Annotated in this window: 21 protein-coding genes and 1 pseudogene; 9 read left to right on the top strand and 13 right to left on the bottom strand. The window is 64.2% G+C overall.

The window, feature by feature from the left end; all coding sequences use genetic code 11:
- Nucleotide 1 precedes the first annotated feature (1 nt).
- From AX729_RS30275 to AX729_RS30280, 3 genes are all read right to left on the bottom strand, one after another.
- On the bottom strand, nucleotides 2-730 hold the full coding sequence (locus tag AX729_RS30275; RefSeq protein WP_061027842.1) for a Crp/Fnr family transcriptional regulator: 729 nt from the start codon (nucleotides 728-730) through the stop codon (nucleotides 2-4).
- Nucleotides 731-1,009: 279 nt separating this feature from the next.
- Entirely contained in the window at nucleotides 1,010-1,135 is a 126-nt protein-coding gene (locus AX729_RS41595; protein WP_283807826.1) for a hypothetical protein, read from the bottom strand.
- 92 nt (nucleotides 1,136-1,227) lie between these two features.
- Complete coding sequence (locus tag AX729_RS30280) at nucleotides 1,228-1,941, bottom strand: helix-turn-helix domain-containing protein (protein ID WP_061027843.1); 714 nt, start codon at nucleotides 1,939-1,941, stop codon at nucleotides 1,228-1,230.
- Between the two features lie 154 nt (nucleotides 1,942-2,095).
- Between AX729_RS30280 and AX729_RS30285 the strand changes: the two genes are divergently transcribed.
- On the top strand, nucleotides 2,096-2,413 hold the full coding sequence (locus AX729_RS30285; protein ID WP_061027844.1) for a c-type cytochrome: 318 nt from the start codon (nucleotides 2,096-2,098) through the stop codon (nucleotides 2,411-2,413).
- Between the two features lie 5 nt (nucleotides 2,414-2,418).
- On the opposite strand, the gene AX729_RS30290 is transcribed toward AX729_RS30285, so the two are convergent.
- Genes AX729_RS30290 through AX729_RS30300 form a run of 3 tightly spaced genes read right to left on the bottom strand, consistent with a single transcriptional unit; the run spans nucleotide 2,419 to nucleotide 5,432 of the window.
- Complete coding sequence (locus AX729_RS30290) at nucleotides 2,419-3,522, bottom strand: ABC-type transport auxiliary lipoprotein family protein (protein ID WP_061027845.1); 1,104 nt, start codon at nucleotides 3,520-3,522, stop codon at nucleotides 2,419-2,421.
- Nucleotides 3,523-3,525: 3 nt separating this feature from the next.
- Nucleotides 3,526-4,293 carry an ABC transporter ATP-binding protein gene (locus tag AX729_RS30295; protein WP_061027846.1) on the bottom strand — a complete coding sequence of 256 codons (768 nt, stop codon included), beginning with the start codon at nucleotides 4,291-4,293 and terminating at the stop codon, nucleotides 3,526-3,528.
- Between the two features lie 2 nt (nucleotides 4,294-4,295).
- Nucleotides 4,296-5,432: an MlaE family ABC transporter permease gene (locus AX729_RS30300; RefSeq protein WP_061027847.1), complete on the bottom strand. Its 1,137-nt coding sequence runs from the start codon at nucleotides 5,430-5,432 to the stop codon at nucleotides 4,296-4,298.
- A 175-nt stretch (nucleotides 5,433-5,607) separates the two neighbouring features.
- Here AX729_RS30300 and AX729_RS30305 point away from each other — a divergent pair, with 175 nt between their 5' ends.
- Both AX729_RS30305 and AX729_RS30310 read left to right on the top strand, forming a co-directional pair.
- Nucleotides 5,608-5,883, top strand: coding sequence for a hypothetical protein (locus AX729_RS30305; protein ID WP_061027938.1), 276 nt, complete (start codon nucleotides 5,608-5,610; stop codon nucleotides 5,881-5,883).
- A complete protein-coding gene (locus AX729_RS30310; protein ID WP_061027848.1) occupies nucleotides 5,884-6,384 on the top strand; it encodes a phage holin family protein in 501 nt (166 codons plus the stop codon).
- Nucleotides 6,385-6,393: 9 nt separating this feature from the next.
- Here AX729_RS30310 and AX729_RS30315 read toward each other — a convergent pair whose 3' ends face one another.
- Both AX729_RS30315 and AX729_RS39090 read right to left on the bottom strand, forming a co-directional pair.
- Nucleotides 6,394-9,087, bottom strand: coding sequence for a bifunctional acetate--CoA ligase family protein/GNAT family N-acetyltransferase (locus AX729_RS30315; RefSeq protein ID WP_061027849.1), 2,694 nt, complete (start codon nucleotides 9,085-9,087; stop codon nucleotides 6,394-6,396).
- Between the two features lie 64 nt (nucleotides 9,088-9,151).
- Nucleotides 9,152-9,542 (bottom strand): annotated as a pseudogene (locus tag AX729_RS39090) (universal stress protein).
- Between the two features lie 172 nt (nucleotides 9,543-9,714).
- On the opposite strand from AX729_RS39090, the gene AX729_RS30325 reads away from it, so the two are divergent.
- Genes AX729_RS30325 through AX729_RS30335 form a run of 3 tightly spaced genes read left to right on the top strand, consistent with a single transcriptional unit; the run spans nucleotide 9,715 to nucleotide 13,246 of the window.
- Complete coding sequence (locus tag AX729_RS30325) at nucleotides 9,715-10,698, top strand: zinc-dependent alcohol dehydrogenase family protein (RefSeq protein WP_061027851.1); 984 nt, start codon at nucleotides 9,715-9,717, stop codon at nucleotides 10,696-10,698.
- A gap of 11 nt (nucleotides 10,699-10,709) precedes the next feature.
- Nucleotides 10,710-12,260 (top strand): bifunctional aminoglycoside phosphotransferase/ATP-binding protein, encoded by a 1,551-nt coding sequence (locus AX729_RS30330; RefSeq protein WP_502686928.1) that lies wholly within the window; start codon nucleotides 10,710-10,712, stop codon nucleotides 12,258-12,260.
- Nucleotides 12,261-12,271: 11 nt separating this feature from the next.
- The gene (locus AX729_RS30335) at nucleotides 12,272-13,246 is read left to right on the top strand and encodes a CHAD domain-containing protein (protein WP_061027852.1); all 975 of its coding nucleotides are present in this window, start codon (nucleotides 12,272-12,274) and stop codon (nucleotides 13,244-13,246) included.
- Here the strand turns inward: AX729_RS30335 and AX729_RS30340 are convergent.
- Nucleotides 13,243-15,096 (bottom strand): PHA/PHB synthase family protein, encoded by a 1,854-nt coding sequence (locus AX729_RS30340; protein WP_061027853.1) that lies wholly within the window; start codon nucleotides 15,094-15,096, stop codon nucleotides 13,243-13,245. The two genes, AX729_RS30335 and AX729_RS30340, sit on opposite strands and share 4 nt — an antisense overlap.
- 205 nt (nucleotides 15,097-15,301) lie before the next feature.
- Here AX729_RS30340 and AX729_RS30345 point away from each other — a divergent pair, with 205 nt between their 5' ends.
- On the top strand, nucleotides 15,302-16,030 hold the full coding sequence (locus AX729_RS30345; protein WP_061027854.1) for a CBS domain-containing protein: 729 nt from the start codon (nucleotides 15,302-15,304) through the stop codon (nucleotides 16,028-16,030).
- Between the two features lie 26 nt (nucleotides 16,031-16,056).
- Here AX729_RS30345 and AX729_RS30350 read toward each other — a convergent pair whose 3' ends face one another.
- The 3 genes from AX729_RS30350 to AX729_RS30360 form a co-directional block, all read right to left on the bottom strand.
- Nucleotides 16,057-16,515 carry a RidA family protein gene (locus AX729_RS30350; RefSeq protein ID WP_061027855.1) on the bottom strand — a complete coding sequence of 153 codons (459 nt, stop codon included), beginning with the start codon at nucleotides 16,513-16,515 and terminating at the stop codon, nucleotides 16,057-16,059.
- A gap of 21 nt (nucleotides 16,516-16,536) precedes the next feature.
- A complete protein-coding gene (locus AX729_RS30355; protein WP_061027856.1) occupies nucleotides 16,537-18,228 on the bottom strand; it encodes a benzoate-CoA ligase family protein in 1,692 nt (563 codons plus the stop codon).
- A 147-nt stretch (nucleotides 18,229-18,375) separates the two neighbouring features.
- Nucleotides 18,376-18,894 carry a MarR family winged helix-turn-helix transcriptional regulator gene (locus tag AX729_RS30360; protein ID WP_061027857.1) on the bottom strand — a complete coding sequence of 173 codons (519 nt, stop codon included), beginning with the start codon at nucleotides 18,892-18,894 and terminating at the stop codon, nucleotides 18,376-18,378.
- Nucleotides 18,895-19,143: 249 nt separating this feature from the next.
- Between AX729_RS30360 and AX729_RS30365 the strand changes: the two genes are divergently transcribed.
- On the top strand, nucleotides 19,144-20,319 hold the full coding sequence (locus AX729_RS30365) for an ABC transporter substrate-binding protein (protein WP_061027940.1): 1,176 nt from the start codon (nucleotides 19,144-19,146) through the stop codon (nucleotides 20,317-20,319).
- 29 nt (nucleotides 20,320-20,348) lie between these two features.
- Nucleotides 20,349-20,807, top strand: a complete 459-nt coding sequence (locus AX729_RS30370) for a cupin domain-containing protein (protein WP_061027858.1) — start codon at nucleotides 20,349-20,351, stop codon at nucleotides 20,805-20,807.
- Nucleotides 20,808-20,886: 79 nt separating this feature from the next.
- On the opposite strand, the gene AX729_RS30375 is transcribed toward AX729_RS30370, so the two are convergent.
- Nucleotides 20,887-22,137, bottom strand: coding sequence for a flavin-dependent oxidoreductase (locus AX729_RS30375; protein WP_061027859.1), 1,251 nt, complete (start codon nucleotides 22,135-22,137; stop codon nucleotides 20,887-20,889).
- Nucleotides 22,138-22,151 lie beyond the last annotated feature (14 nt).

The following is a 22,151-nucleotide window of genomic DNA, read 5'->3' on the forward strand; positions in this document are numbered from 1 at the left end:
ATCACCCGCCGTCGAGCCCGCTCTCGGCGAGTTCGCGCAGCGCCTCCATATCCAGCACGACAATGGCGCCGTGCTCGAGACGTACCCAGTTGCGGCCGGCCCAGGCGCGCAATTGCTTGTTGATGCTCTCGCGCGTCATCCCCACCATCTCGCTGATCTCCTGCTGGGTGATGGCGAGCGTGCCGCTGCCGGAGTCCAGCTTGCGCTCTTCGGTGAGACCGAGCAATGCGCTGGCAAGCCGGCCCGGCAGATTCTGGAGGATCACCTGCTCGACCTGCTGACTGGTCCAGCGCAGACGCGCGCAGAGCAGCTCGATGAATTTCATCGCCAGCGCCGGCTGGCTCTTCACGAAGGGCAGGAAGTCCCGGCGATCGATGACGTAGAGCTCGCAATTGGTGTTGGCGGTCGCATCCGCCGACGTCGGCGCGCCGTCGAGCACCGCGATCTCGCCGAAAATTTCCCCCGGACCGATCAGGTTGAGGATGGCGTTCCGACCGTCGGGCGACGAGGAGGAAATCTTCACCGTCCCCGCGATCACCGCGAACAGGCTGTTGCCGGGATCACCCTTGGCGGCGATCGTCGCGCCGCGCTTGACGGTGGTGTGCTTGGCGTAGCGGCAGAGCTGATCAAGTGCCTCCGGCTCCAGATCCGCGAAGATCGGGTGCTTGCGCAGGACCGATAGTTTGTTGCCCGCCGACTGTCGGGGATCGCCGGTCTTGTCCTGAGGCACGCCGCGGGGCTCCTAAGGCTACGAGGCACTGGCTCCTGCGTAGTCAACGTTATCAGGCTTTTCAACCTGAAAGCACGCGCGCGATTTGAGGCAATTGCCACGAAAAGGCCGTGGCAAACCCAAGTTTTGCATCCGAAGGATGTGCCGACGCATCTCAATCGATGCAAAGTTGCAGGCACCGCAAGCCGCGGTTGCGTTGAGGCGCTGCCGAGCGGCCAGCACCGGCCAGGCAAACATCAACCGCTGGCACGCCGAAGGCGGACCAGGACCTGAGGAGCTTCAGGGCTTGGAATGCGGATCGAGCCGGCCCGCGCTGGTTTGCCGGTCTGCCCAAGCCAGAACTGCAGCGAATGTGACGAAGATCGCGACGACAATAACGGTCACCACCAACGCGTCAGCAGGCATCATGCTCCTCCCTGATTGTTTGGAGCATTATTTGCCGCACACGGCAGGCGTCATTGATCGGGATCAAATACGAGGGCGTTGTGGACAGGATGTCAGGCTGCGGCCATGGCCTCGACTCGAGCCGGATCGAGCAGGCTGATGCCGCCGTGAATGATCTCGATCACGCCCTGACGCTCCAGCTTGGTGAAGGTGCGACTGACGGTCTCTATGGTCAGGCCGAGATAGTCGGCGATATCCTGACGGCTCATCGGCAACGGTACCGTGTCGGACAGACCCTTGAGCGCGACCAGCCGCTCACGCCAGCCGAGCAGAAAGGTCGCGACCTTCTCCTCGGCCGAGCGGCGGCCAAGCAGGACCATATGGTCGCGAGCCTGGCTCAGCTCGCGAATAGCCAGCTCGTTGATTCGCCTGAGCAGCTGCGGCCGATCCTCGATGAAACGGTTGAAGGGCACTTTTGCGAATTGGCACACCGTCACAGCGCCGATTGCGTCGGCCGAAAAATTGTGCCGGCCGGACAGATTCATCCCAAGGAAATCGCCGGGCAACGCGAAACCCACGATCTGCCGCCGGCCGTCGGGCAGCAGCTTGTACAGCCGCATGACGCCTTCGAGGACATTGTAGAACGAGGTCGTGATGTCCTCCTCGGAGAACACGGTATCGCCCGAGCCAAAATGGACGCGGCGGCCGAGATGCTCGAATTCCCTGAGCTCGGCCGTATCCAGCGATGAACAAACCGCAGCTCCGCGTACGGCGCAATCGTCGCAAAAATGTCCGTTCGGCTCAATCGTGACCACGGAAGGCTTCATCCACCGCTCCCCGCGCCGGCTGCCCCCGACACCAGGCCGAGTCCACCGCGCAGCTGCATTTTACTGCACCGCGCCACAGCCGATTGACCCAGATCAAATTCGAGTGGCATCCCAGTCATATTCTGCCTAAACAGTTCGACGGGATGACTTTTCCATGCTGCAAAGCGCACTGCGTTACGGCCTGATTGGGCTGCTTCTGATGACGCCTGCGCTGGCGGCCCCCACGGCCGAACGACGCGGCAAGGCTTTTGCTCAGGCCAATTGCGCACGTTGTCACGCCATCGACCGCGTCTCGAAGAGTCCGATCGCGATCGCGCCTCCGCTGCGAACGCTGCACCGGCGCTATCCGATCGACAGCCTTGGCGAGGCGCTGGCCGAGGGGATCTCCACCGGTCATGGCGACATGCCGGTCTTCGAGCTCAGTCCGGAGCAGATCCACGACCTGCTATCCTACCTGAAGACGCTGGAATAGCGGTCTCACACCGCCTGCACGGTCCACCCGATCAGTTCTTTCGCGATGCGCGCGAAGGCTGCATCGAAGGCGGCGACTGAAGCGGCCGGCTCGACCTTGTCGAGCTTTTCGCTGGCCTCGATGACGCGCGAGGCGATCACCTTGCCGTTCTTGTCGACGATCCGCGCCGACAGTCCAATCTCGGCCCGAGGCTCCCCCTCCGTGGCGATCCGAAAGCGCCGGATGTCGATCAGGAGCTGGTAATCCGCCTGCCCGAGGTCCGTCGTGCGCAGCGGCGCATGAGCGATGTCGTAGTTCTCGAAGCTGTCGATCAGGCGCGCCTGCAGCAGTTTCGGGATGCTGTCGGCCCAGAGGAACTCGGCAAAGCCCGGCCTGTCCCCCGCGGGCGCGAACAGCATGCGTTGGGTCTGCAGCATTGCGACCGCCGTCGGTTCGGGAATCGCCAGCGGCGCGGACAGCGTCTTGCCGGCCTGCCCGAGGTTCTGCGGCGTGCGCAGATCATAGGTGATCTTCTGCGCGGGCGCGCCGCCGCCCGTCATCTTCTCGACGCCCGCCAGAATTCCATCGATCTTGCCGGTGTTACGCGCGAGCCCTTCGGAGAAGGTCTTGAAGTTCGCAATGGTGTCCTTCAGCGGGCCGGAATTGTCCTGAAGCACCGTATCCACCCGCCGCAACGCATCGCGCGCCGCTTGCGTCATGCTCTGGCCGGCGCCGGCCTCCGCGATCAACGTCGGGAGCTCGCCGGATTTGGCGACGATCACGCCGCCCTCCAGTGTCACCACCGGCACGCCGGTCAGGCCCTGGAATTCGAGGCCGACCTTGGTGTCGGCACGGACGGGCGTGGCCGTGGCAACCGAGATCGTCGCATTGACGAAGCGCGGGTTGTCCGGCACGAGCCCGAGCTGTGTCACCTCTCCGACGCGGATGCCGTTGAACAGCACGCCGGCGCCGACCAGGAGGCCCGGCACCGGCCCCTGGAATTGCACTTGGTAGTTCGTGCGCGGCCCGATGCCGCCGGTGTTGTTCAGCCAATAGACGAAGCCGAACACCGCGAGGATCGCGGCCAGCACGAAACTGCCGATCAGCACGTAGGGAGCACGGGTTTCCATCTCTCATCTCATCTCGTGTTGCAGCATCTGCGAGCGCTTGCCGTGGAAATAGGCGCGCACCCAGGGATGCTCGGATTGCAGCAGTTCGCGCATCGGGCCGATCGCCACGATCTTGCCGTCGGCCAGCGCGGCGACGCGGTCGCAGACCGTGGTCAGGCTTGCGAGGTCATGGGTCACCATGAACACGGTGAGCTCCAGGGTCTTTTGCAGCGTCTTGATCAGCGCGTCGAACTCGCCGGCGGCGATCGGATCGAGGCCCGAGGTCGGCTCGTCCAGGAACAGGATCGGCGGATCGAGCGCGAGCGCGCGCGCCAGCGCCACGCGCTTGGTCATGCCGCCGGACAGCTCCGACGGATATTTGTCGGCATCCTCGGCGCGCAGCCCGACCATTTCGAGCTTGGCGATTGCGATCTCGTCCATCAGCTCCTGCGACAGAACCAGATTCTCGCGGAGCGGAAACTGGACGTTCTGGCGGACCGTCAGCGAGGAGAACAGCGCGCCCTGCTGGAACAGGATGCCCCATGCGGTGGCCGCGCTTCGACCGTGGCCGCCGGCGGGTTGCCCCATGACCTCGATGGTCCCGCTCCTGCGCGGGATGAGGCCGATGATGGTCCGCATCAGCACCGATTTGCCGCCGCCGGACGCCCCCACCAGCCCGAGGATCTCGCCCCGGCGAACGTCGAGCGAGAGATGGTCGAGCACGGTCTGACGGCCGAAGCCGACCACGAGATCACGGACGCGGATCGCGAACTGGTGTTGCGGTCCGTCCATCGTCACATTCCGATCGAGGCAAAGAAGATAGCGAACAGGCCATCGAGGACGATCACCAGGAAGATCGACTTCACCACCGAGGTCGTGGTCTGCCGTCCGAGCGACTCCGCGCTGCCCTTGACGCGCAATCCCTCGCTGCAGGCCACGATCCCGATCACCAGCGCCATGAACGGCGCCTTGAGGATGCCCACCTGGAAATGGGTGACGGAGATGGCTTCATGCAGCCGCGCAATGTAGATCGCCGGCCCCATGTCGCCATAGAACTGAGCGACGAGACCGCCGCCATAGAGCGCGGCAATCGATCCGATGAAGGTAAGGATCGGCAGCGCAATGACCAGGGCCGCGATGCGCGGCAGGATCAGGATGTCGACGGGATCGAGCCCCATGGTCGAGAGCGCGTCGATCTCCTCGCGCATCTTCATCGAGCCCAGCTCGGCGGTATAGGCGCTTCCCGACCGGCCGGCGACCATGATGGCGACGATCAGCACGCCAAGCTCGCGCAGCACCAGGATGCCGACCATGTCGACGGTATACGACTCCGCGCCGAATCTGCGGAAGTGAAAGAAGCCCTGCTGCGCGATGATCGCGCCGATCAGGAAGGTGATCAGCGCGACGATGGGAATCGCCTGCCACCCGATGCGGTAGAGCTGATAGACCAGCGACGTCATTCGCAACGAACGCGGCCGGCGCAGCACGCCGATCACGGCCATGAACAATGCGCCGAGCATCTGGAGGAAGATGGTGATGTCCTCACGCGACCCGACCGTGGATTTGCCGAGATCGCCCAGCCTCGCCAGAACCGGATTGGGCGCAGCCGCCGGGACGGGCGTTCGGCGGTTGACCTGGCGCACCTCGTCCAGCAACCCGCTGAAATGGTCGGCGACACCGACGAATTCGGCCGATCTGCCTGAGGATGAGGCCCTGCGCGACAGCTTTTCCAGGATCCAGGCGCCGAGCGTGTCGAGCGCGCTGATGCCCGACATGTCCAGGGTTACGACGCGCGAGCGATCGACGTCGGCTCCGACAGACCGGGACAAAGTCTCGAGCGTCACCACATTCGCGGCAGTCCAGGGCCCTTCAGGGCGCAATTTCAGCTCGTCGCCGGACGGCGTCGCGAGCAACAGCGGTTCGTGGTTCACGCTTCCACCTCGTCGGGACAATCGGTCCCCATTCAGCCGGCATTTCTAGGCCAGCATGTGGCGGCCGGTTTGACCTGTCTCAAGACCCGGACACGCTTTACATCTTGACACAAATCAAGCGCGTTCGCGCGGGCCGGACTTAGGCTTGCTTCAATTCAACAAGGATACCAGATTCATGTTCGACAGCGACAGGATGGGCGAAGAATTGCGGGCGCTGAAGGTCGACGTCACACGCTTGCTGAGCACCGCCGGCGAGGAGATGTTCGAGAGCTCGAAAGATCGCGCCGAGGCGCTCGCCGATCAGATCAAGGCCGCGCTCACCGAGCTCGGCGAGACCGTCGAACAAGAGCAGGAGCAGCTCCAAGGCCTCATAACAGAGCGCCCGATCACGTCGCTCGCGTCCGCCTTCGCGCTGGGCGTGGTTGTCGGCTTCATGTTGAGGAGACATTAGGTGAATACCGAGAATGTGGTCAAACATCTGCGCGTGCTGTGGCGCACCGACAGGATCATCGCGGACATCAGGCTGCGCCATCTGCTGATCGGCCTCGGCCTGCGGGCCTTCGCGGCGCTGATCGCGGCGTTCGGGCTTCTGATGCTGGAGCTGTCTGCCTATTTCGCGCTGGTGCAGATCTGGAGCGCAATTGCCGCCGCGGCCATCCTCGGCGCCGTGAATTTCGTCATCGCGGCCGTTCTCTTCGTGATCGCCGGCCGCGCTCCGTCAGGACGTGACATCGAGCTTGCCAACGAAATTCACGGCGCCTCGATCGAAGCCCTGCAGCTTGAGGCGCGCGCGCTCCAGGCCCAGGTGTCAGGCGCGGTGCATCATCCGTTCAGCACGATCGTGCCGGTGCTGATGCCGCTGATCGCGGTCATCATCAGGAATTTGCGGGCGAATGCCAAGACGAAAGACAAGACGTCCGCCGATGCAAGTTCGGCCGAGGCACGCTCCTAGGGGGCGAGCTCAGAGGTTCAGTCTGACGTCGCAAATATCGGGCTCGTCCGGATCCGGCTTCACCTCGAAGCCGAGCTGGCGGCACATCTCGAGCATCACGATGTTTTCCTGGAGCACATCGCCCGATATGGTCTTCAGCCCTTCCGACTTCGCGTAGTCGATGATCAGCTGCATCAGGGCCCAGCCCAGCCCCCTGCCCTTGAGATCGGAGCGCAGCAGGATGGCGTATTCGCCGCTCTCGTAGATCGAGTCCGAATGGAGCCGGACGACGCCGACCATCTCGCCGGTCGCCTCGTCGAATGCGATGAAGGCCATCGCGCGCGCATAGTCGAGCTGGGTCAGGCGCGCGATGAACTCATGGGTGAACTCCTTCATCGGGGCGAAGAAACGCAGGCGCAGGTCATGCGCCGTGACGTGACGCAGGAATTGGTGGATGGTCGGCTCGTCCTCGGGGCGCATCGGCCGCACGAAGATGCGCCAATCGTCCTTGAGCTTGAGTCGGCGCTCCCATTGCGACGGATAGGCGCGAACGGCGAAATTGGCCGGGCCGGAGCCGACAAACTTGCGCTGCGGCGGCCCGACTGCGACGCGTGCATCGACCGCGGTCACGCCGGTTTCGTCCGCCAGCAGCGGGTTGATGTCGAATTCCCGGATCTCGGGAATGTCCGCGGCCATCTGCGCCAGCTTGACGAGGACCATGGCGACGGCGTCCTGCTTGACCGCCGGCACGTCGCGATAGGCCTTCAGCAGTCGCGACACGCGCGTACGGTCGATCAAATCGCGGGCCAGCTGCAGATCTAGCGGCGGCAGTGCGAGCGCCTTGTCGTTGATGATCTCCACCGCCGTCCCGCCCCGGCCGAAAACGACCACCGTGCCGAAGGTCGGATCGTCGGCGAGACCCAGGATCAGCTCGCGCGCTTTTGCCTTGACGACCATCGCCTGGACGATGACGCCGCCGATGCGCGCCTCCGGACGCAACTTTTTCGCACGCGCGATAATGCCCGTGGCAGCCCCTCGGACTGCTTCGGGCGTGGTCAAGTTGAGAACGACGCCGCCGACATCGGATTTGTGAATGATGTCCCGCGACATGATCTTCAGGACGACGGTGCCGCCCTGTGCGATGATGTCCGTGGCATAGGCCACCGCCTGTTCGACATCGGTTGCCGCATAGGTCGGCACCATCGCGATGTCGTAGGCTTCCAGCAGTTGTTTTATCTCGACGGGCTCGAGCCATTCACGGCCGTCCGCGATTGCGGCGGTGACGATCTGTCTCGCTCCCCTGGCGTCCGGAACGAACGTATCAGGCATCGCGGGAGGAACCTGGCTCAACTCCTCAACCACTTCGCGGTGGCGGACCAGATGCATGAAGCCGCGCACGGCATCGTCCTCGGTCGGGTAGTTCGGCACACCGGCGTCGGAGAGCGCCTGAATGATATGCTGATCGGCTCCAACCCAGGCCGCCAGTACGGGCTTCGCCCATCGGCGGTGCTGCTCGCGATATTTGCCGACGAGCTCCGTGACAGTCGTGGCGATCTCGGCGGCCGAGGCGATCGCTGTTTGTACGTTGAGGACGAGGATTGCGTCGTTATCGGTATCGGCGAGCAGCACCTCCAGCGCCGCGGCATAGCGCGAGGCATCCGCGTCGCCCACGATGTCGACCGGATTTGCACCGGACCAGGTCGGCGGCAGCACGTCATCGAGTTTCTTGCGGGCCTCCGCCGAGATCGTCGCCGGAATTCCTCCGAGCTCGACCAATCGGTCGATCGCGAGGACGCCGATGCCGCCACCGTTGGTCAGGATAGCGAGGCGCTTCCCCATGGGCGATTCAACGCGGCCGAGAGTCTCGGCGCAATCGAACAGCTCGCGCAGATCGGAGACCCGCAGGACGCCCGCGCGGCGGAACGCTGCGTCGTAGACGGCGTCGGCGCCTGCGAGCGCCCCGGTATGGGTGGCGGCGGCCTTCGCCCCCTGCGCCATGCGGCCGGACTTCACCACGACGACGGGCTTCACGCGCGCAGCGGCGCGCGCCGCAGACATGAACTTGCGCGCATCCTTGATGGCCTCGATGTAGAGCAGGATCGCGCGGGTCTTGTGATCCATCGCGAAATAGTCGAGCAGATCGGCAATATCGACGTCGATCTGGTCGCCAATCGAGACGATACCGGTGAAGCCGACGCCCCGCTGGGCGGCCCAATCCACCATGCCGGCAGCGATTGCGCCCGATTGCGAGATCAGCGCAAGGTTGCCTGCCCCCGGCATGTGCGCAGCAAAACTGGCATTGAGGCTGACGCCGGGGATCATGATGCCGAGGCAGTTCGGCCCGATCAGCCGCATGCCGTATTTGCGGGCCGCAGTGCTTGTAGCCTCGTACAGCGATCCCGTTCCCTGGCCAAGTCCGGCCGAGACGATCAGCGCGCCCGCAGACCCGCGACGCCCGGCTTGTTCGACAATGCCTGGAATCTCGCCCGCGGGGGCGGTGATGACCACGAGCTCGGGCACGAAGTCCAGCCTGTCCAGGCTCGTCACCGCCGCGACGCCGCCGATCTCGGCATGGCGCGGATTGACGAGGCCGAACTGCCCCTTGAATCCGCCCTTGCGGATGTTCTCCAGGACGGCGCGTCCCACGGACCCCGGACGGGCGCTCGCCCCAACGAGCGCGACCGAGCGCGGCGACAGCAGGTTGTTCAAACGATAAACTGACATGGAAGCAAATGCGCCGGGTCAGCGGCGGTTCCGTTGGTTGACGATCAAGCCGGAAGAAGGAGCCTTAGTGTGAGATCATAACCCAGCACGGTGGCTGGCCAATGACGGTCTTTGTCACACCGCCCCAGACGATCTCATTCAGGCGCGAATGATGCTGGGCGCCCATCACGATCACATCGATGCCATGGGAATTCGCCCAGCTTCCCAGTACCTTGCCGATCGACCTGCCGCCGCCTTTCGTCGCTTCGAACGAGGCATGGACCCCATGCTCCGTCAAATGATCGACGAGAGCCAGCCAGCGTCACCTTCGGCCGCTCGAAAACTGCTTCCGCGAGCGCGAGCACGGCGATCCTGGCACCGAGATCGGCGGCTGCAGCCACGCACTTCTCTATCGCGGCCACGGCCGGTCCGCGCGGCTGGCCGACAAGGGGCAGAAAGACGTCCTTGATGGGCATCGAAATTCTCCTCAGTCGCCACGATAGGCCGGCTCTCGTCGATTCCGCTTGATCCGCGTCAAGCCAGCGCAGCCTCGTCCGGTCACCCGGGAACAGGTTGACCGACGTCAAGGACTGGCCGTTTGGTCATTCTATGAATAATTGCTCGGAGCGGTTCGCCCCGGAGAAACTCATGCGTGCGATGGTGTTGCGGGCCCCACGAGCGCGGCTCCAGATGGAGGAGCGGCCTGACCCGATGCCGGGCGAGGGTCAGCTCCGGGTGAAGATCAACGCCTGCGGCGTATGCCGGACCGATCTTCATCTCGTCGATGCCGAGCTGCCCGACATTCGCTATCCGATCGTGCCTGGCCATGAGATCGTCGGGCGGGTCGATCTCTTGGGCCCGAATGTTACGACACATGCGCTGGGTGATCGCGTCGGCATTCCCTGGCTCGGCTTCACCTGCGGAAACTGTCGCTTCTGCCGGAACGGCATGGAGAACCTGTGTGACGCACCGCTGTTCACCGGCTACACGCGCGACGGCGGCTACGCAACCCACACCATTGCCGATGCACGCTACGCCTTTCCGCTCGGTGAGGCCGGCAGCGACGTGGAGATTGCGCCTCTGCTGTGCGCAGGACTGATCGGATGGCGCTCGCTGGTCCTGGCCGGCCCCGCCGACAGGCTTGGCCTCTATGGCTTCGGCGCAGCCGGCCACATCATCGCGCAAGTCGCGGTTTGGCAGGGGCGATCCGTCCATGCCTTCACGCGACGCGGCGACACCGCTGCACAGGACCTTGCACGTCGTCTCGGCGCGGTCTGGGCGGGGGCATCGGACGAAGCGCCCGACGAGCCGCTCGACGCCGCCATCATCTACGCACCAGCCGGCGAGCTTGTCCCGGCCGCGTTGCGCGCCGTGCGCAAGGGCGGTCGCGTCGTATGCGCCGGTATCCATATGACCGACATTCCGAGCTTTCCGTATGACTTGCTCTGGCAGGAAAGGCAGCTGGTCTCGGTCGCCAATCTGACCCGGCAGGATGGCCTCGATTTTCTGAAGGTCGCTCCGCAAGCCGGCGTGCGCACCGAGACGACGGCGTTTCCGCTCGATCAGGCCAACGAGGTTCTGAACATGCTACGGAATGGCCAGATACTCGGCGCAGCCGTGCTGACGCCGTGATGGTGCTTTCGATGCCCGCTTCGATCAAGGATGAAACGGCGGCCCAGGAGCGTATCTTCCAGATGCTGACCGATCATCCCGGCGTGACGCGGATCGACACGCACGGGGCATCGGTGTTCCTGGACGCAAAGCGCGCGCTGAAGATCAAGCGCGCCGTCCGGTTTCCGTTCCTCGACTATTCGACGCTCGAGAAGCGCAAGGCGGCCTGCGAGGAGGAGATCAGGATCAATCGGCCGCTGGCGCCGCAGATCTATCACGGCGTCGTGGCGATCACCGAAGAGCCGGATGGATCTCTGAAGGTCGATGGCGCCGGCCGGCCGATCGAGTATGCGGTCGACATGTCGCGCTTCGACGAGAACAGGACGCTGGATCATCTGGCAAAGGCCGGCCCGCTGGAGGCGAAGCTCGCCTCGGCTGCCGCTGACGCAATCGTGGCGTCGCACGCGGCGGCGACACGCGCCGACGGAGAAGCCTGGGTCTCATCCGTCCCGATCCTGATCGACGGCAACAGTGACGGTCTGCGGGCCGACGGATATTTCCACGCGGACGACATCGAGCAGCTCGGCGAGGCCTCGCACGAGGCATTTCTGCGTATTCGCTCCCTGCTCGCAGAGCGTGGCCGCCAGGGCTTCGTGCGCCGCTGCCATGGCGATCTGCATCTTGCAAACATCGTTCTGATCGATGAGCGGCCCGTGCTGTTCGATGCCATCGAGTTCGATGCGCAGATGGCAACGGTCGACGTGCTCTACGATCTCGCGTTCACGCTGATGGACCTCTTGCATCACAATCAGCCGCGCGCGGCCAACGTGGTCCTGAACCGCTATCTCGCCGTGACGCCGGCTGGCAATCTCGACGCGCTGTCGGCCCTGCCGCTGTTCATGTCGATCCGGGCGGCGATCCGCGCCCAGGTTGCCCTGGCACGACTGAAGCGGCCGCATTCCAACAGTTCCGGCATTCTCGACCAGGCAAAGCGCTATTTCGACCTCGCCAGGACGCTGATCCACCCTCCTGCTCCGCGTCTAATTGCCGTCGGCGGGCTGTCCGGCACCGGAAAGAGTGTTCTGGCGCGCGCGCTCGCGCCGGTCGTCGCGCCGCAGCCGGGAGCCGTCGTGCTGCGCAGCGATCTCGTCCGCAAGCAAATGTTCGGGGTCGAGGATACGCACCGCCTGCCGCCATCCGCCTATACGCCGGAGGTCACAGCCCGCGTCTACGAGACGCTGGCGCAGCACGCCCGGCGGGTGCTGGCTCAAGGCCATTCCGCGATCATCGACGGCGTATTCGCCCGCGAGGACGAACGCGACACGATCGCCGCGCTGGCACGCGAGCGCGATGTACCCTTGAACGGCTTGTTCCTGGTCGCAGACCTCGCGACCCGGCAGGCGCGGATCGGTAGCCGCCGGGGAGACGCATCGGACGCAACGCAAGAGGTTGCCGCGCTGCAAGAGCACTATAATATCGGCCATGTCGGCTGGGCGATCATCGATGCATCCGGGACACCAGAGCAGACGCTCCAGAACTGCCGGGACGCGATCGCTGAAGGGCAAGTAAGGCAATCGGATTGACGCGGGCAAGGATGTCGCGACCCAGCGCAAGCTCGAAGGCGACCACGCAGGCCAAGCCTGCGGCGCGGCGCAATGCGCTGCCCGCCCGCCTCAGCCCCGGCATGGCCTGCGACACGGCCTTCCGGATCATCGGCCGCCGTCACCTCGACGCCGTACTCGCTCAGCACGACGGCACCTGCCGCGGCGATCCCGACGCGCTGCACCAGATCCGCATCGCACTGACGCATCTGCGAACAGCCATCCGCTTCTTCTCGCCGATGGTCGACGATGCACTGCGGCCGAATGTCTGGGCCGAATTGAAGTGGCTGAACGGCCAGCTCGGCATGGTGCGGGACCTCGACGTGGCAATCGAGCGGATCGTCGCCGAGAGTGGCGACGAACCGGCCGTGGTCGCCGAGCTTCAGCACTGGAACGAGAAGCGCGCGGAGAGCCACCGGCTGCTGGCGCGTTCGCTGCAATCAGCACGATACCGCCGTCTGGTCGAGCAGACCTCGAAGTGGATCGATAGCGGCCCCTGGTCGACCCGACGCAACAAGGAAGCCATTCGATTGCGCCACTGCACGCTCGCCGAGCACGCGACGGAACGGCTGACCGAGTGGGAGACGAGACTGCTCAAGAATGCGCGAAAACTCCGCAAGCTCGACGTCGAGAAACGACACAAGCTGCGGCTTCTCAACAAGCGGCTGACCTATTCGGTCGAGTCGCTCGCGGATCTGTTCGCCCATGGCGCGGCGACGAAGCAGAAGTCCATCCTCAAGCAATTGCGCAAGGCACAAAGAGCACTCGGACAATTGAACGACGATGCACGAGGACAAGCGTTGGCAGCGTCCCTGAACGGCGCCGGCCGCGATGCCGCCAAGCGCTTCCTCGACCGCAAGCGTGAAAAGAAGCTGTTGCGAACCGCGTCGGTGGCCTACCGGAAATTGGACAAGGCCAAGCCCTTCCGCTCCTCGGACCTCGCGCCTGGCTCCGAGCCGGAAGTCTAGGTGTGGACGTAGTCTCCCGGCGCGTCGGGCAGGCTGGTTGCGCCGCCAAGCCCGATCTGCGGCGGATCGCAGGGCCCGCCGGAGCGCGCCGCCAGCCATTTCGTCCATTCCAGCCACCACGACCCTTCAACGCGCGGAGCCAGCTTCAGCCATTCATCGGCACCGACATAGGGCGCGTCAGCAGCCTTGGTCAGCACCTGATAGCTGTGGCCTGGCTCCTCCGGAGGCGCAACGACACCGGCATTGTGACCACCGCTGGTCAGCAGGAACGTCACGTCGGCATCGACCTGATAGTGGATCTTGTAGACGGATCGCCATGGCGCCACGTGATCGGCGAGCGTGCCGACCACGAACATCGGCGCGTGAATATCGGAGAGCGAAATGCTGCGGCCTCCGACGAGATAGCGCCCGCCCGCCAGATCGTTGTCGAGGAACAGCTTGCGCAAATACTCCGAGTGCATGCGATACGGCAGCCGCGTGGCGTCGGCGTTCCAGGCCATCAGGTCGCTCGGCGCTGCGCTCTCGCCCATCAGATAATCGTGTGACAGCCGGGACCAGATCAGTTCGTTGGAGCGCAGTAATTGGAAAGCGCCGGCCATCTGCGTCGTGTCGAGATAGCCGCGCTGCCACATCATGTCTTCGAGGAAGGTCACCTGGCTCTCATTGATGAAGAGCGTCAGCTCTCCGGCCTCGGTGAAATCGGTCTGCGCGGCCAGAAGAGTGACGGTGCCGAGGCGGTTGTCGCCGTCGCGCTCCATCGCGGCAGCGGCGATCGACAGCAACGTACCCCCAAGACAATAGCCGAGCGCGTGGGTCTTCCGGCCCGGCATGACCAAGCCGATCATGTCCAGCGCCGCCATGACACCCAGCCTGCGGTAGTCGTCGAAGGCGATATCCCGATCCCTCGCATCCGGGTTGCGCCAGGAGATCGCGAACACGGTGAAACCTTGCCCGGTGAGATACTTGACCAGCGAGTTCTGCGGCGACAGATCGAGGATGTAGTATTTCATGATCCAGGCCGGCACGATCAGGATCGGTTCGGGCCGCACCTGCGCGGTGGTTGGATGGTATTGAATCAGCTCGATCAGCGCGTTGCGGTAGATGACCTTGCCGGGCGAAACCGCCACCGTCTTGCCGACCGCAAACTGCCCGTCGTCCGCCAATTTCGAGTTGGAGAGCAGGCGCATCAGGTCGCTGCACCAGTTCTGCCAGCCGAAGACGAAGTTCTCCCCACCGCTCTGGAACGCCTTCTCCAGCACCTTCGGGTTGGTCGCCGCGAAATTCGACGGCGCCAGCATGTCGAGCATCTGCCGCATCGAGAACTCGACGATGGCTTCATTTGCGTGCGATACGCCGCGTACGCCCAGCGCAGCATCGCGCCACCAGCGCTCTCCGAGCAGAAACGCCTGCGCCAGCTGATTGAACGGCGCGATCTCCCATTGCGATCCCCTGAACCGGCGGTCCCGCTCCTGCGGCTGGATCACAGACCACGGCTTTTGCCCGGGCGACGCCGCGTGCGCGACAGCTTCGGCGAGCCGGCCGACGTCGCGAAGGGCGTTCCGCGAGATCTCCATCTGGCGCTGCGGCGCCGCGGCGAGATGCGAACTCCAATCGAGCCAGGCGAGCGACAAGGCCAGCGGCGAGATTCCGCCCGTGAACCGCGCCAGCATCGCGTGCAAGGCGCGATCCAGGGGATAGGGTTCTGATCCAGGCGCGGGATCGGCAGCGACCGGAATCGACTCGAGCTTTCCGGGGCTCAGAGGCGAGGCCTCGGGACCGGCGACGGGATGGGCGGGGAGAACCTGCACCGCCGGCTCTTCAGCCCGTGGAAATATCTGCACGACGCTCATAGCTCATGTTCCTGCGGGCTTCAGTTGGACGTGTCTTGAAGGGTATCGCGAGGCCTCAGCGCCGTGTTGAGCTGCATCAAATCCGGATCGGATGACAAGTTCTCAATCAGGATCAACCGCGTTCGATTGACTTGCGTCAAACAGCACCTCGATACCCGCGCTAGGTTTCGTGCATCGACGTTTCAACAAGCCAGCGGAGTTATCCATGCGCGCCCACCAGATCATGACCCGATCGGTCATCTCGGTCACCCCCGACACCAGCATCGTCGAAGCGGCGAATATCATGCTGAAGCGGCATGTCAGCGGCCTCACCGTCGTCGACGAGACCGGCAAGCTGGTCGGTGTCGTCTCGGAAGGAGATTTCATCCGCCGCAGCGAAATCGGAACCGGACGCAAGCGCGGACGCTGGCTGCGGTTCATCCTTGGTCCCGGCACATCGGCCAGCGACTTCGTCCACGAGCACGGCCGCAAGGTCTCGGAAGTGATGACCGACTCGCCGGTGACCATCAGGGAGGATACGGCGCTTGCGGAGATCGTCGACCTCATGGAGCGGAACAACGTGAAGCGACTTCCGGTCGTGCGCGGCGACAAGGTCGTCGGGATCGTCTCCCGCGCCAACCTGTTGCAGGCGGTGGCCGGGCTCGCCCGCGAAGTTCCGGATCCGACCGCCGACGACGATCACATCCGCGGCCGCATCATCGACGCCATTGAGAAGAACGAATGGTGCCCGTTCGGGCTGAACGTCATCGTGCGCGATGGCATCGTTCATCTCAGCGGCGTCATCAGCGAAGAGCGTGCACGGCAGGCCGCGATCGTCGCAGCAGAGAATGTCGAGGGCGTGAAGAAGGTGCACGACCATCTGTGCTGGGTCGACACCATTACCGGCGTCTATCTGAACTCGCCCGAGGACGACGAGCTCGCCAAAGCAAGCTGATCAAGGCAAGCTGATCACGGCAGAGCTCAGTGCGGAACGACGGCGGTGGCTTCGATCTCGACGCGCGCCGCCTTCTCCACCAGGCGAACCACCTGAACCAGCGCCATCGCAGGATAGTGCGCTCCGAAGAGTTCGCGGTAGACCCTGCCCAGCTCCTTCAGATTGGCCAGGTACTCGTCCATGTCGACGACGTACCAGGTCAGCCGCACCAGGTGCTCGGGCCGGGCGCCGGCCTCGGCCAGGATCGCGGCGATGTTGTCCAGGGTTTGGCGTACCTGCGCGACGAAGCCTTCAGCGAGGCGCTCCTGGGCGTCCCAGCCGATCACCCCGCCTGTGACGACGATGCGCCCCTCGGCAGCCATGCCGTTGGCGTAGCCCTTCGGCACCGGCCAGCCCGATGGCTGCAGGACCTGCGCCTTGATGCGCGCTCCGTCCTCGGCTGCCGTCGGCAGCACCGCGAGTTGCGGGCCTTTCGGCGTCGTCACAGACAATTCTCTATCCTTCTCTCATTCCGCAGCGACGCCTGAGGACGTTACCGCGACCTGCGCCAGCTGCCGCAGGGCGAAGCGCTTCAGCTTGCCGGTTTCGGTCTTCGGCAGTTGCGTCACGAACTCGATCGCGCGCGGATATTTGTAAGGCGCTATCTCGCGCTTGACGTGCTCCTGCAGCTCCACAACGAGCTGCGCGTCCGCAGTCACGCCGGGCGCGGCGATGACATAGGCCTTAACTACCATGCCGCGCGCCTCGTCCGGCGCACCGACCACGCCGCACTCGGCGACAGCCGGATGCGTGAGCAGCGCCGCTTCGACGTCGGTCCCTGCGATGTTGTAACCGGACGACACGATCATGTCGTCAGAGCGCGACTGGTACCAGAAATAGCCGTCGCTATCCATCAGATAGGTATCGCCGGTGATGTTCCATCCGTTCTGGACGTATTTCCGCTGCCGCTCGTCGGCCAGATAACGGCACCCGGTCGGCCCGCGCACGGCGAGCCGGCCCATCGTCCCGGGCGGCACGTCGCGGCCCTCATCGTCGACGATCTTGGCTTCATAGCCCGGCACGGGCTTCCCCGTCGCGCCCGGGTGGATCTCGTCCTCGGTCGCGCTGATGAAGATGTGCAGCATCTCGGTCGAACCGATGCCGTCCATCAGCTTGATGCCGGTGGCCTTGAGCCAGGCATCGAATGTCGGCTTGGGCAGCGTCTCGCCCGCGGAGACGCATTTGCGTAGCGAGGAGATGTCGCGGCCCGGCAGCTTGCCGATCATGGCACGGTACGCGGTCGGCGCCGTGAAGCAGACCGTGGTCTTGTGCTGCTCGATCGCCGTGAGGATGTCATCGGGCGTGGTCTTCTCCAGCACGACGAAGGAGGCGCCGATATGCATCGGAAACAGCACCCCACCGAAGCCGAAGGTGAAGGCGAGCGGGGCCGAGCCGACGAAGCGATCCTTCTGCTCGGCGCGCAGGATGTTGCGCGCGTAGCCGTCGCAGACCGCGAGCATGTCGCGGTGGAAATGCATGGTGCCCTTGGGATCTCCCGTCGTGCCCGACGTGAATGCGATCAGGCAGACGTCGTCGGCGGCAGTATCGACGGCCTTGAACTCCGGGCTTGCGTCGGCAATCAGCGCTTCGAGCGAGTCGGCCGCGCCGTTGCCCCAATACACGACCCGCCCGAGATTGGACGCCCCGGCTTTCGCCTTTTCCATCTCCTCGGAAAGCTTTCCGTCGCAGAGCGCCAGCGTGATCTCCGCCTTCTGGATCGGATAGGATAGCTCCTTCGCGCGCAACAGCGGCATCGTCGCGACGCAGATTCCGCCCGCCTTGATCACGGCGAGATAGGTCGCAACCATCATGGGGTTGTTGGCCGAGCGCAGCAGCACGCGCCCGCCGGTCACGAGACCGAGCTTGCCGACCAACACATTGGCAATGCGATTCACCAGCGCTTGCAACTCGCGATAGGTGTAGCTGACGGCGGGGCTGATGACGCAAGGGGCGTCGCCGTGGCCCTCTTCGACCCAGCGATCGAGAAAATAGCTGACGCAGTTCAATCGCGACGGATAGTTCAGCTCCGGCCGCGTGAAGATGAAGTCGGGCCAGAGCTCGCGCGGCGGCAGGTTCTGCCGTGCGAACGTATCGACATGGGCCGTTGCGGCATCGCCGTCATGCGAGCCCGTCACTTGAATCTTGGCGGCGTTGGCCATCGCACGCTCCTTTCAGCATGGATTGCACCCGGCAGCACGATCTGGAAACATTTTAGGCTTAAAACAATTCGGCGCAATAGCCGATTTTGGGCATCATGTGCTTTTTCCTGCGGCAAGAGGGATCGGCGACCCGTCCCTGTGGCGGGCTTACGACCGGCGGCGCGCGGCCGATTTCTGCGCGGACGCCTTGGTCTTGGCCAGGAGGCGCATCAGCTCGCGGACATCCTTCGGCGTCAGATCGGCGAAAAGATCGGCAATCCAGGTTTCGTGTTCCGCAGCCATTCGGCGAAACTCGGCGCGTCCGAGCTTCGTGAGGCGGATCACCTGGACGCGGCGGTCGGTCTCCGAGGTTCGCCGATCGAGATGACCGGAGTCCACGAGGCGCTCGACCAGGCCGGTCACGTTGCCGTTCGATACCATCATGCGCTTGGAGACATCCGACAGCGTCATGCCGTCAGGGGCCTTGTCGAGCTGCGCCATCAGATCGAAACGCGGCAAGGTGACGTCGAAGCGCTGCCGCAGCCGGCCGCGAACCTCGCCCTCGATCAGGGTCGTGCAGGTCAGGAGGCGTAGCCACAGCCGAAGCTCTTCGGCGTGGTCCTCCGGCGTTTCGACGGCCTTGGTCTCGGAATCGAGCATGTTGATGCAGCCACTCGCGGCCGGCATTGGCGCCGGCACGGATTCCCCAACGTTTTGAGCTTCAAGTAAATCGGAGCCGGCTGCAAGTCCAAAGCTGCAACAATCGACCGCACGACAATTTCTTTAGGCTTCAAATAATTGGCGCGCCGCTTGCATGCGCCGCCGTTCGCAGGATGCGACGCCTCGAGCTCAGCTTGCCGCGGCTGTCATCATCGGCATAATCTTGGATTGGAGTACGTGCTTGCAGCGCAAGCCGATCGTCACGAGGGACAGATCATGAAGACGCAAACGACCTTGGCCGCAGCCGCCGTGCTGCTCGGCACCGTGGTGACCCCTGCCCTCGCCCAGGACAAAATCAAGCTGGGCGTAATCGTGACCCTGTCGGGACCTGCCGCCGCACTGGGCCAACAGGTTCGCGACGGCTTCACGCTGGCCGTAAAGGATCTCGGCAGCAAGATGGGCGGCCGCGACGTCGAGGTCGTCGTCGTCGACGACGAGCTCAAGCCGGATGCGGCGGTGACCAAGGTCAAGGGCCTTCTGGAGCGCGAGAAGGTCGATTTCGTGGTCGGTCCGATTTTCTCCAACATCCTCCAGGCGATCCACCGGCCCGTCACTGAATCGAAGACCTTCCTGATCAGCCCGAATGCCGGTCCGTCGACCTTCGCCGGCAAGGACTGCAACCCGTTCTTCTATGTGACGTCCTATCAGAACGATCAGGTGCACGAGATCCTCGGCAAGGTCGCGCAGGATCGTGGCTACAAGCGCATGTACCTGATGGTCCCGAACTATCAAGCGGGCAAGGATTCCGTGGCGGGCTTCAAGCTCGACTACAAGGGCGAGATCGTCGAGGAATCCTACATGCCGCTGAACACGCTGGACTTCCAGCCGGAGCTTTCCAAGATTTCCTCGCAGAAGCCGGATGCGCTGTTCACGTTCATGCCGGGCGGCCTCGGCGTCAATCTCGTCAAGCAGTACCGGCAGGCCGGCCTTGCGGACACCATTCCGGTGCTGTCGGCATTTACGGTGGACGAATCGACGCTGCCGGCGCAACAGGATGCGGCCGTCGGCATGTTCGGTGGCGCGAACTGGGCGCCAAATCTCGACAACCCGCAGAACAAGAAGTTCGTTGCGGCCTATGAAGCGGCTTACAACAGCGTTCCCGGCACCTACGCATTCCAGGCTTATGACGCCGCGATGCTGATCGACAGCGCCGTCAAGGCCTTGAAGGGCGACCTCTCCAAGAAGGAGGCAGTCGCCGCCGCGCTGAAGAAAGCCGACTTCACCTCGCTGCGCGGCTCCTTCAAGTTCAACACCAACGGCTATCCGATCCAGGATTTCTACCTGACCAAGGTCGCCAAGCGTCCGGACGGCAAGTTCCAGACCGAGATCGTACAGAAGGTCTTCGAGAATTACGGCGACCGCTATGCCAAGGATTGCAAGGCGGCGAATTAAGCTGCGTATCGCGTTACGGGAGGACTGCAATGAAGAGCGAAATCACCGGCATCACCCGGGCGAACGAGGGCATCCAGGGCATCTCCTGGAACATCCTCGGCCAGACCTATGTGCCAAAGAGCTACGCCGAACACAGCTTCTCCTGGCATGCGACACTGCCGCCAGGCACGTTCGTGCCGCCGCACATTCATCCCGATCAGGATGAGTATCTCTACATGCTCGAGGGCAAGCTCGACTTCATGCTCGGCGATTCGGAGTCGCAGGCCAGCGCCGGCGACCTGATCCGCCTCGGCATGGGCGTCCCTCACGGCATCTTCAACAAGTCGGAGCAGACCGCAAAAGTGCTGTTCTGGGTCTCTCCGAGCCGCAAGCTGTTCGACCTGTTCTGGGGCCTTCACAACATGAAGGAGCAGAAGCCGGAAGACGTGGTGACGATGGCCGCCGAGTTCAACATCCACTTCCTGCCGCCGCCTCCCGGTGGCGGCTAAAGCGCGAAGAGATCGGGTTTGATTGGGCGCGCTCCCCTCTCCAGCTTGCGGGAGAGGTGAACGAGCCGCGGCAATCGCTTCAGGCGCGTACCGCCGCAAGTCCCGGGACCGCTGCGAAGCCGGCCTTGGTGGCGTAGCCACGCACGATCGCCTCGCGCTGGGAATAGCTCAGGACGTTGTCGACATTATCGAAACCGTCGGGCGCAAGCTGCTCGACGGCATCGATGACGCCCTCAGGGCCGCCGCGCCGATTTGAGCGGACGATCTCTGCCGTCATAGGCAGGCGCTTCGTCTCATACTCGCGCAGCGCCTGGCGTGGATGCTCGGCGCGCACCAGCGCATCCGCAAGACAGCGCGCGTCGAGGATCGCCTGTGAGGCGCCGTTCGAGCCGACTGGATACATGGGATGCGCGGCATCGCCGAGCAGCGTGACGCGCCCGGACGACCAATAGGGCAAGGGATCGCGGTCGCAGGTCGGATACTCGTAGAATTCGGGCGTGGCCGAGATCAGGCTCTTGACGTCGATATACGGCACGGAGAAGCGCGCCACATGCGGCATCAGCTCTTCGCGCCGCCCCGGCCGCGACCAGTCTTCCCTCCTCGGCGGCGGTGCATTGCCCTCGCCCACTTTGACCAGCACCGCCCAATTGGTGAGGCGGCTTGCCGGGCTCGATCCTTCCGCGATCGGATAGATCACCACCTTGGCATTGAGACCGCCGGCCACGATCATCGATTTCCCGGTCAGGAACAGCGGCCAGTCGCGGGCGCCGCGCCACAGCATCAAGCCGTTCCAGCACGGCGGCCCTTCGTTCGGGAACAGCGTCTCGCGGACGCGCGAGTGGATGCCGTCGGCGCCGATCAGGATATCGCCACGCGCGGTGTGGACGTGCGCGCCTGCGCGATCGAAGAAGTAGGCGGTGACTCCGCCCTCATCCTGCGTGAAGGCGCCAAGCCGGCACCCGGTGTGAATTGCGTCCGGCCCGAGCCGCTCCTCGACCGCACGATGGATGACGCCCTGAAGGCGCCCACGATGGATCGAGAATTGCGGCACGTCGTGACCGGCGTCGATGCCGCGGGCCTCGTGCCAGACCTCCTGGCCATGGCGGTTGAGGTAGTAAAGCTGATCGGTACGGATCGCGACGTCGTCGAGCCGCTGCAACAGGCCGAGCCCGGCCAACTCGCGCATCGCATGCGGCAACGTGTTGATGCCGACGCCAAGCTCGCGAATGGTGTCGGCTTGCTCGAAAATCTCGCAGTCCAGGCCCCGCGAGCGGAACATCAATGCCGTGGTGAGACCACCGATACCGCCACCGACGATAATCGCCTTCATCGCCCAAACTCCAC

The sequence above is a fragment of the Bradyrhizobium sp. CCH5-F6 genome (genome assembly GCF_001556045.1).
GTDB lineage: Bacteria > Pseudomonadota > Alphaproteobacteria > Rhizobiales > Xanthobacteraceae > Bradyrhizobium.

Excerpts from the sequence above, each read along its gene's own strand:
- AX729_RS30290 (WP_061027845.1), bottom strand. The coding sequence starts at position 3,522 with ATGGAAACCCGTGCTCCCTACGTGCTGATCGGCAGTTTCGTGCTGGCC.
- AX729_RS30295 (WP_061027846.1), bottom strand. The coding sequence starts at position 4,293 with ATGGACGGACCGCAACACCAGTTCGCGATCCGCGTCCGTGATCTCGTG.
- AX729_RS30340 (WP_061027853.1), bottom strand. The coding sequence starts at position 15,096 with ATGAGCGTCGTGCAGATATTTCCACGGGCTGAAGAGCCGGCGGTGCAG.
- AX729_RS30355 (WP_061027856.1), bottom strand. The coding sequence starts at position 18,228 with ATGGCCAACGCCGCCAAGATTCAAGTGACGGGCTCGCATGACGGCGAT.
- AX729_RS30285 (WP_061027844.1), top strand. The coding sequence starts at position 2,096 with ATGCTGCAAAGCGCACTGCGTTACGGCCTGATTGGGCTGCTTCTGATG.
- AX729_RS30305 (WP_061027938.1), top strand. The coding sequence starts at position 5,608 with ATGTTCGACAGCGACAGGATGGGCGAAGAATTGCGGGCGCTGAAGGTC.
- AX729_RS30280 (WP_061027843.1), bottom strand. The coding sequence starts at position 1,941 with ATGAAGCCTTCCGTGGTCACGATTGAGCCGAACGGACATTTTTGCGAC.
- AX729_RS30315 (WP_061027849.1), bottom strand. The coding sequence starts at position 9,087 with ATGTCAGTTTATCGTTTGAACAACCTGCTGTCGCCGCGCTCGGTCGCG.
- AX729_RS30335 (WP_061027852.1), top strand. The coding sequence starts at position 12,272 with ATGTCGCGACCCAGCGCAAGCTCGAAGGCGACCACGCAGGCCAAGCCT.
- AX729_RS30365 (WP_061027940.1), top strand. The coding sequence starts at position 19,144 with ATGAAGACGCAAACGACCTTGGCCGCAGCCGCCGTGCTGCTCGGCACC.
- AX729_RS30370 (WP_061027858.1), top strand. The coding sequence starts at position 20,349 with ATGAAGAGCGAAATCACCGGCATCACCCGGGCGAACGAGGGCATCCAG.
- AX729_RS41595 (WP_283807826.1), bottom strand. The coding sequence starts at position 1,135 with ATGCCTGCTGACGCGTTGGTGGTGACCGTTATTGTCGTCGCGATCTTC.
- AX729_RS30330 (WP_502686928.1), top strand. The coding sequence starts at position 10,710 with ATGCCCGCTTCGATCAAGGATGAAACGGCGGCCCAGGAGCGTATCTTC.
- AX729_RS30325 (WP_061027851.1), top strand. The coding sequence starts at position 9,715 with ATGCGTGCGATGGTGTTGCGGGCCCCACGAGCGCGGCTCCAGATGGAG.
- AX729_RS30345 (WP_061027854.1), top strand. The coding sequence starts at position 15,302 with ATGCGCGCCCACCAGATCATGACCCGATCGGTCATCTCGGTCACCCCC.
- AX729_RS30375 (WP_061027859.1), bottom strand. The coding sequence starts at position 22,137 with ATGAAGGCGATTATCGTCGGTGGCGGTATCGGTGGTCTCACCACGGCA.
- AX729_RS30360 (WP_061027857.1), bottom strand. The coding sequence starts at position 18,894 with ATGCCGGCCGCGAGTGGCTGCATCAACATGCTCGATTCCGAGACCAAG.